Origin of the sequence: Streptomyces sp. NRRL B-24572 (assembly GCF_002156145.1) — a bacterium.
Classification (GTDB): Bacteria; Actinomycetota; Actinomycetes; order Streptomycetales; family Streptomycetaceae; genus Streptomyces; species Streptomyces vietnamensis.
On the sequence record NZ_MWIG01000728.1, the window covers coordinates 1 to 7,387 of the forward strand.

Annotated in this window: 10 protein-coding genes; 9 read left to right on the top strand and 1 reads right to left on the bottom strand. The window is 73.5% G+C overall.

All coding sequences use genetic code 11. The features are described from left to right. From CCN56_RS34580 to CCN56_RS43620, 5 genes are all read left to right on the top strand, one after another. On the top strand, positions 1-784 hold a 784-nt coding region (locus tag CCN56_RS34580; RefSeq protein WP_107484271.1), incomplete at its 5' end, for a L,D-transpeptidase. Between the two features lie 20 nt (positions 785-804). Further along, positions 805-1,953 carry an alanine racemase gene (gene alr / locus CCN56_RS34585; protein ID WP_086831761.1) on the top strand — a complete coding sequence of 383 codons (1,149 nt, stop codon included), beginning with the start codon at positions 805-807 and terminating at the stop codon, positions 1,951-1,953. Positions 1,954-1,959: 6 nt separating this feature from the next. After that, positions 1,960-3,123, top strand: a complete 1,164-nt coding sequence (locus CCN56_RS34590; protein WP_086831762.1) for an alpha/beta fold hydrolase — start codon at positions 1,960-1,962, stop codon at positions 3,121-3,123. Between the two features lie 10 nt (positions 3,124-3,133). Then, complete coding sequence (gene tsaE, locus CCN56_RS34595; RefSeq protein WP_041130798.1) at positions 3,134-3,634, top strand: tRNA (adenosine(37)-N6)-threonylcarbamoyltransferase complex ATPase subunit type 1 TsaE; 501 nt, start codon at positions 3,134-3,136, stop codon at positions 3,632-3,634. A gap of 105 nt (positions 3,635-3,739) precedes the next feature. After that, positions 3,740-3,895 carry a hypothetical protein gene (locus tag CCN56_RS43620; protein WP_179200086.1) on the top strand — a complete coding sequence of 52 codons (156 nt, stop codon included), beginning with the start codon at positions 3,740-3,742 and terminating at the stop codon, positions 3,893-3,895. 77 nt (positions 3,896-3,972) lie between these two features. Here the strand turns inward: CCN56_RS43620 and CCN56_RS34600 are convergent, their stop codons facing one another. Further along, positions 3,973-4,515 (bottom strand): hypothetical protein, encoded by a 543-nt coding sequence (locus CCN56_RS34600; protein ID WP_086831763.1) that lies wholly within the window; start codon positions 4,513-4,515, stop codon positions 3,973-3,975. Positions 4,516-4,635: 120 nt separating this feature from the next. Here CCN56_RS34600 and tsaB point away from each other — a divergent pair, with 120 nt between their 5' ends. The 4 genes from tsaB to CCN56_RS34620 are packed head-to-tail and all read left to right on the top strand — an operon-like array spanning position 4,636 to position 7,157. Then, positions 4,636-5,292 (top strand): tRNA (adenosine(37)-N6)-threonylcarbamoyltransferase complex dimerization subunit type 1 TsaB, encoded by a 657-nt coding sequence (tsaB, locus tag CCN56_RS34605; RefSeq protein WP_086831764.1) that lies wholly within the window; start codon positions 4,636-4,638, stop codon positions 5,290-5,292. A 29-nt stretch (positions 5,293-5,321) separates the two neighbouring features. Next, positions 5,322-5,807, top strand: a complete 486-nt coding sequence (gene rimI / locus CCN56_RS34610; protein WP_179200087.1) for a ribosomal protein S18-alanine N-acetyltransferase — start codon at positions 5,322-5,324, stop codon at positions 5,805-5,807. Continuing rightward, positions 5,797-6,906 carry a tRNA (adenosine(37)-N6)-threonylcarbamoyltransferase complex transferase subunit TsaD gene (gene tsaD / locus CCN56_RS34615; protein WP_086831765.1) on the top strand — a complete coding sequence of 370 codons (1,110 nt, stop codon included), beginning with the start codon at positions 5,797-5,799 and terminating at the stop codon, positions 6,904-6,906. The genes rimI and tsaD overlap by 11 nt, the downstream gene beginning before the upstream one ends. Before the next feature lie 11 nt (positions 6,907-6,917). After that, positions 6,918-7,157 (top strand): hypothetical protein, encoded by a 240-nt coding sequence (locus CCN56_RS34620; RefSeq protein ID WP_174518335.1) that lies wholly within the window; start codon positions 6,918-6,920, stop codon positions 7,155-7,157. The last annotated feature ends 230 nt before the right edge of the window (positions 7,158-7,387 follow it).

Sequence of the window (7,387 nt, forward strand, 5' to 3'; positions counted from 1 at the left end):
CCTCGCCGCCGAACCCGACCCCCTCGTCCCCGGAGTCGTCGGGGGAGGGCGGGCGGAGTATCCGATGGACACCCCCGATCAGGTGCTGCCGCCGTTGCACGAGGAGGAGGACGAGGGCATCCCCGTGCCCGAGCCCGAGCAGGACGTCGACGGGCTCGTCGAGTATCTGCCGCGCAGTGCCGTCGGGGCCGTCGGGGCCGCCTGCACCGCCGGGGCGAGCATCCATCAGCGGCGGGTCGAGCGGCTGCTCGGGCTGCCCGTCGACGGGAAGCAGTCCGGCGCCGACTGCCGCGCCATCCGCGCCTTCCAGGTGAAGGAGAAGATCAAGCCGGCCGTCGGCTACGCCGGGCCCGTCACCTGGGCCCGCGCCGAGCTGCTGGCCGCCCGGAAGAGCCTCGACCCCGGCCGGCGCTGCCCCGTGAAGACGTACGCCGTCGCCTGCGTCGACCTCGACCGTCAGCTCATGTGGGTGCGAAAGGGGAGCAAGGTGACGTATCCGGTCGTCAACGTGCGGACCGGACGCCCCGGTTACGCCACCCGTACCGGCTGGCACACCGTCTACTGGCGCCACAAGGACCACTGGTCGTCCATCTACGACACCCCCATGCCGTACTCCCAGTTCTTCAGCGGCGGCCAGGCCTTCCACGCCGTGTACGGGCAGCTCGCCACGCCCGGCGGCAGCCGCGGCTGCGTCAATCTGAGCTACGCCGACGCGCGGAAACTCTGGGGCGTCCTCCGCAAGGGTGACCGGGTCTACATCTGGGGGAAGCGGCCCGGCAGCTGACACCTGAGAGACTGGGCGCGATGACTGAGACACCTCCGCCCCCCAGGGCCCGCGCCGAGATCGACCTCGGCGCGCTGCGTGCGAACGTCCGCACGCTGCGCGCCCGCGTCGCCCCCCACGTCCGGATCATGGCCGTGGTCAAGGCCGACGCGTACGGACACGGCGCCCTGCGCTGCGCCCGCGCCGCCCTGGACGCGGGCGCGGACTGGCTCGGCACGGCCACCCCGCACGAGGCGCTCGCCCTGCGGGCCGCCGGGATCACGGACGTTCCCGTCCTGTGCTGGCTCTGGACCCCCGGCGACCCCTGGGACCAGGGCATCGAGGCCGGGCTCGACATGTCCGTGAGCGGGATGTGGGCCCTGGACGAGGTCGTCGAGGCCGCGAGGGCCGTCGGGAAGACCGCTCGCATCCAGCTCAAGGCCGACACCGGGCTCGGACGCAACGGGTGCCAGCCCGCCGACTGGCCCGAGCTCGTCGAGGCCGCCCTGAAGGCGGAGGTCGACGGGCTCGTCAAGGTGACCGGCCTCTGGTCGCACTTCGCCTGTGCCGACGAGCCCCACCATCCGTCCATCGCCGCCCAGCTCGACGTCTTCCGCTCGATGCTGGACCACGCCGAGCAGGCGGGTGTGCGCCCCGAGGTCCGGCACATCGCGAACTCGCCGGCCACCCTCACCCTGCCGGAGGCCCACTTCGACCTGGTCCGGCCCGGCATCGCGATGTACGGCGTCTCGCCGAGCCCCGAGCTCGGCACCTCCGCCGAGCTCGGCCTGCGGCCCGTCATGTCGCTCAAGGCGAGCGTCGCGCTGGTGAAGCACGTTCCCGGCGGGCACGGCGTGAGCTACGGCCACCACTACGTCACCGAGGGCGAGACCACGCTCGGGCTCGTCCCGCTCGGGTACGCCGACGGGATCCCCCGGCACGCCTCCGGGCGCGGGCCCGTCCTCGTCGGCGGCCGCGTCCGCACCGTCGCCGGGCGCGTCGCCATGGACCAGTTCGTCGTCGACCTCGGCGGGGACGATCCCGAGCCCGGCACCGAGGCCGTGCTCTTCGGCCCCGGCGACCGGGGCGAGCCGACGGCCGAGGACTGGGCCGTGGCCGCCGACACCATCGCGTACGAGATCGTCACCCGGATCGGGGCGCGCGTCCCGCGCGTCTACCTGGGGGAGTAGCCCGCCATGGCGGAGTCGAGCGGCAGCAGCTGGCGGAAGGCCGGGTTCGCCGGTGCCGCGATAGGCGTCCTCGCCGCCGGTGCGGCCGCCGGGGTCGCCGTCGAGCGGCTCACCGTCGGCCGTTCCGTACGGCAGAAGGCGCGGCTCGCCCTGGACGCCACCGGCCCGTACGGCGATCTGCGCGGCACTCCCGGCCGGGTCGTCGCCGACGACGGGACCGTCCTCCACTACGAGGTGGACGAGGTCGAGGCGGATGCCCCGGCCGCCCGCAGGCGTCGGCTCTTCGGCCGCCGGGAGCCCGCTCCCGTCACCGTCGTCTTCAGCCACGGCTACTGCCTCAACCAGGACTCCTGGCACTTCCAGCGGGCCGCCCTGCGCGGTCTCGTCCGTACCGTCCACTGGGACCAGCGCAGCCACGGCCGTTCCGGGCACGGGGTCTCCCAGACAGGGCCCGACGGGGCGCCCGTCTCCATCGACCTCCTCGGCCGCGACCTCAAGGCCGTCCTCGACGCGGCCGCGCCCGAGGGCCCGCTCGTCCTCGTCGGGCACTCCATGGGCGGCATGACGGTGATGGCGCTCGCCGCGCAGTACCCGGAGCTGATCCGCGACCGGGTCGTCGGCGTCGCCCTCGTCGGCACCTCGGCGGGGAAGCTGGGAGAGGTGACGTACGGGCTGCCGATCGCCGGCGTCAACGCCGTCCGGCGGGTCCTGCCGGGCGTCCTGCGGGCCCTCGGCTCCCAGGCGGAACTGGTCGAGCGCGGGCGCCGGGCGACCGCCGACCTCTTCGCGGGTCTCATCAAGAAGTACTCGTTCGCCTCGAAGGACGTGGACCCCGCGGTCGCCCGCTTCGCCGAGCGGATGATCGAGTCGACCCCGATCGACGTGGTCGCCGCCTTCTACCCGGCCTTCGCCGAGCACGACAAGGCCACCGCCCTCGCCGCCTTCGGAGAGCTGCCGGTGCTCGCGCTCGCCGGGGACAACGACCTGGTCACCCCCAGCTCGCACACCGAGGCCATCGCCGCCCTGCTGCCGGACGCGGAGCTGGTGATCGTCCCGGACGCGGGCCATCTGGTGATGCTGGAGCACCCGGAGGCGGTCACCGACCGGCTGGCCGACCTGCTTGTGCGGGCCGGTGCCGTCCCGGCCGGGGAGGGCTTCCGCACGCGCTAGGTTTGCTCGTATGGAAGCAGCACATCCGCCCGTCTCCGGCGCCACCCTCTCCGTCGAGTCCCCGCAGCAGATGCAGGAGCTCGGCCGCCGGCTCGCGAAGATCCTCCGGCCCGGCGACCTCGTCATGCTCACCGGTGAGCTCGGCGCCGGGAAGACCACCCTGACCCGCGGCCTCGGCGAGGGGCTCGGCGTGCGGGGGGCCGTCACCTCCCCGACCTTCGTCATCGCCCGCGTCCACCCGTCCCTCGTCGGCGGCCCGGCCCTGGTCCACGTCGACGCGTACCGGCTCGGCGGCGGTCTCGACGAGATGGAGGACCTCGACCTGGACGTCTCGCTGCCCGAGTCCGTGGTCGTCGTCGAGTGGGGCGACGGCAAGGTCGAGGAGCTGACCGACGACCGGCTGCACCTGCTCATCCACCGGGTGACCGGCGACACCGACGACGACCGGCGCACGGTCGTGCTGCGCGGGATCGGCACGCGCTGGGCCGACGAGGACCTGGCCGCCTTCTGACGTAGGTTCCGACAACGTGTCGGGAAGGTGTTGCGTGGGTCGTACGAGGCGTGGTCACATGGATGCACGAGCTGGTTAGGTGTACCTAACCTACGGGAGGCATGCATGGCGACGCCCGAACGCGCGGAACCCGGCCGGGACCACGTCTCGATGAGCGAGCTGCTCGCGTCCTGCGCGGCCGCCCGGGCCCTCTCGACCCCGCCGCCGGAGCCGTCCGAGCGGGCGGAAGAGGACGAAGCCCTACGGGACGAGGCGGCTTAGAAGCCGTACGGGACGTAGCGGCTCGACGTGGTGGCTCGGGGGAGCGACGGCCAGGGGTGACGCTCGGGGCGCGACGGTCAGGGAACGACGACGACCTTCGCGCCGATCACCGCGAACGTCCACATCGCGTCCCCGTCGGCCCGCTTCATCCGGATGCCGCCCGTCTTCCGCGCCGGGTCCGGGGACGGCGTCGAGCCGTCGACCGCCGCGCTGAAGCCGATCGCCACGTCCTGGTTCGTCGCGAACCGCACCACGTGCTCGATCGGCACCCCGTCCGAGCCCTGCACCGAGCCCGAGCGCGAGGACACCTTGTACGCGCCCGCCACCGGGTCGACCGTGGACGGCCACACCCTGAACGTACGGGTCGCCTTGCCCTGCGCGTCCACGAGCCACACCCGGCGGTCGGACAGCGCGTACACGACCCGCTCCCCGCTGCCCGAGTCCGCGGGAACGGCGAGGGGGTCCTTGGCCGGCTGCTTCGGGCCGCCGCTCGGCGAGACCGAGGGAGCCGCCGTGCCCGACGTCCGCGGCTTCACCGACAGATCGACGGGGGCGTTCGCCGAGGCCTGGTAGGCGAGGAAGCAGACCGCGGCGACGGCCGCCGCCGTGAGCCCGGCCACGAATCCCGAGCTGCTCCGTGCCACCGTGCCCACCTTTCGTACGAACGTATCGAAGGGTGACGGTAGCAGCCGCCGGACCGAGGTTCGGGGCAGCGTGCCCGGGAGCCGTAGGCTGTTCGCGTGCTGTTGCTCGCCATGGATACCGCCACCCCCGCCGTCACCGTCGCCCTCCACGACGGCGAGGCCGTCGTCGCCTCGTCGAGCCAGGTCGACGCCCGCCGCCACGGGGAGCTGCTGCTGCCCGCCGTCGACCGGGTCCTCGCCGAGGCCGGACTGAAACTCGACGCGGTCACCGGGATCGTCGTCGGCGTCGGCCCCGGCCCGTACACCGGGCTCCGGGTCGGCCTCGTCACGGCCGCGGCCTTCGCGTCCGCGCTCGGCGTGCCGGTGCACGGCCTGTGCACCCTCGACGGCCTCGCGTACGCCTCCGGGATCGACGAGCCCTTCGCCGTCGCGACGGACGCGCGCCGCAAGGAGGTCTACTGGGCGCGGTACGAGGACTCCCGTACGCGGGTGACCGACGCGTCCGTCGACCGGCCCGCCGACATCGCCGAGCAGCTCGCCGGCCTCCCGGTCGTCGGCGCGGGCGCCCTCCTCTACCCCGAGGCCTTCCCGGACGCCCGCGAGCCCGAGCACCAGTCGGCCGCCGCGCTCGCCGGGCTCGCCGCGGAGAAGCTCGCGGCCGGCGGGGACGGCTTCCTCGACCCGCTGCCGATGTACCTGCGCCGCCCCGACGCGCAGGTGCCGAAGAACTACAAGGTGGTCACCCCCAAGTGAGCGCCCAGGTGAGCACCGTGCTCCGTGAGATGCGCTGGTGGGACCTGGAGGCCGTGCTCGCGCTCGAAGCCGAGCTGTTCCCCGAGGACGCCTGGTCGGAGGGGATGTTCTGGTCCGAGCTCGCGCACGCCAGGGGGCCGCGCGCGACCCGCCACTACGTGGTCGCCGAGGACGGGTCCGGCCGGCTCGTCGGCTACGCCGGGCTCGCCGCCGCCGGCGGCCTCGGCGACGTCCAGACCATCGCCGTCGCCCGCGACCAGTGGGGCACGGGCCTCGGAGCCCGGCTCCTCACCGACCTCCTCCAGGCCGCGACCGCCTTCGAGTGCGAAGAGGTCCTCCTCGAAGTGCGCGTGGACAACACCCGGGCCCAGAAGCTCTACGAGCGCTTCGGCTTCGAGCCCATCGGCTTCCGCCGCGGCTACTACCAGCCCGGCAACGTGGACGCGCTCGTGATGCGACACATCGTCCAGGGAACAGACGTTCAAGGAACAGAGACTGATTCAGATGGCTGCTGACGAACCGCTCGTACTCGGCATCGAGACCTCCTGCGACGAGACCGGCGTCGGCATCGTCCACGGAACCACCCTCCTCGCCGACGCCGTCGCCTCCAGCGTCGACACCCACGCCCGCTTCGGCGGCGTCGTGCCCGAGATCGCCTCCCGCGCCCACCTGGAGGCCATGGTCCCGACGATCGAGCGCGCCCTGAAGACGGCCGGCGTCTCCCCGAAGGACCTCGACGGCATCGCGGTGACGGCCGGTCCCGGCCTCGCGGGCGCGCTGCTCGTCGGCGTCTCCGCGGCCAAGGCGTACGCCTACGCCCTCGGCAAGCCGCTCTACGGCGTCAACCACCTCGCCTCGCACATCTGCGTCGACCAGCTGGAGCACGGCAAGCTGCCCGAGCCGACGATGGCCCTCCTCGTCTCCGGCGGGCACTCCTCGCTGCTGCTCTCCGCCGACATCACCTCCGACGTACGGCCGATGGGCGCCACCATCGACGACGCGGCCGGCGAGGCCTTCGACAAGATCGCCCGCGTCCTCGACCTCGGCTTCCCCGGCGGACCGGTCATCGACCGGCTCGCCAAGGAGGGCGACCCGGCGGCGATCGCCTTCCCGCGCGGTCTGAGCGGCTCCCGGGACCCCGCGTACGACTTCTCCTTCTCCGGCCTCAAGACCGCCGTGGCCCGCTGGATCGAGGCCAAGCGGGCGGCCGGCGAGGACGTGCCCGTGCGGGACGTCGCCGCGTCCTTCCAGGAGGCGGTCGTCGACGTGCTCACCCGCAAGGCCGTCCGGGCCTGCAAGGACGAGGGCGTCGACCACCTGATGATCGGCGGCGGCGTCGCCGCCAACTCGCGGCTCCGCGCCCTCGCCCAGGAGCGCTGCGAGCGCGCCGGGATCCGGCTGCGGGTGCCGCGTCCCGGCCTGTGCACGGACAACGGCGCGATGGTCGCGGCCCTCGGCTCCGAGATGGTCGCCCGCAACCGGCCGGCCTCGGACCTGGAGCTGTCGGCGGACTCCTCGCTGCCGGTGACGGACCCGCACGTGCCGGGAGCCCACTCCCACTCGCACGACCACGACCACGTGCACGAGGTCAGCAAGGAGAACCTGTACTCGTGAGGCTCACGCTCATGTGGGAGGCCAGGGCCGCCCAGGGCCGGGGCGCCGAGCTCCTGGAGTGGGCGCGGGCGCGGGTCCTCGCCCGCGAGCCGCTCCGCCGGGAGCTCTTCCGGGCCCCGCAGGACCGGGTCCTCGTCCTCACCTGGTGGGAGGCGGAGACCTTCGACGCCGAACTGCCCGAGCTGCCGGAGCCGGACGCGGAGCTGATCACCCGTCCGGTCCACCGCTGGCGCTTCGAATCGGTCGAATAGCTCACACGGGCGACGCGCGACCGAAAATAGAGCAACCTTTCGACCGCTTCGGGCATCCCACAGCGCGTGAAGAAGACGATCGCGCTGTGGGCGGCCCTGACCGCCGTCGCCCTCCTGGTGACCGGCTGCACGGTGGAGGAGCCCGCCGCGGCCGCCGCTCCCGCCCCGGCGAAGACGACCGCACCCGCGGCCGGGCACAAGGCACCCGAGGCGCCCGGGGCCGCCACGGC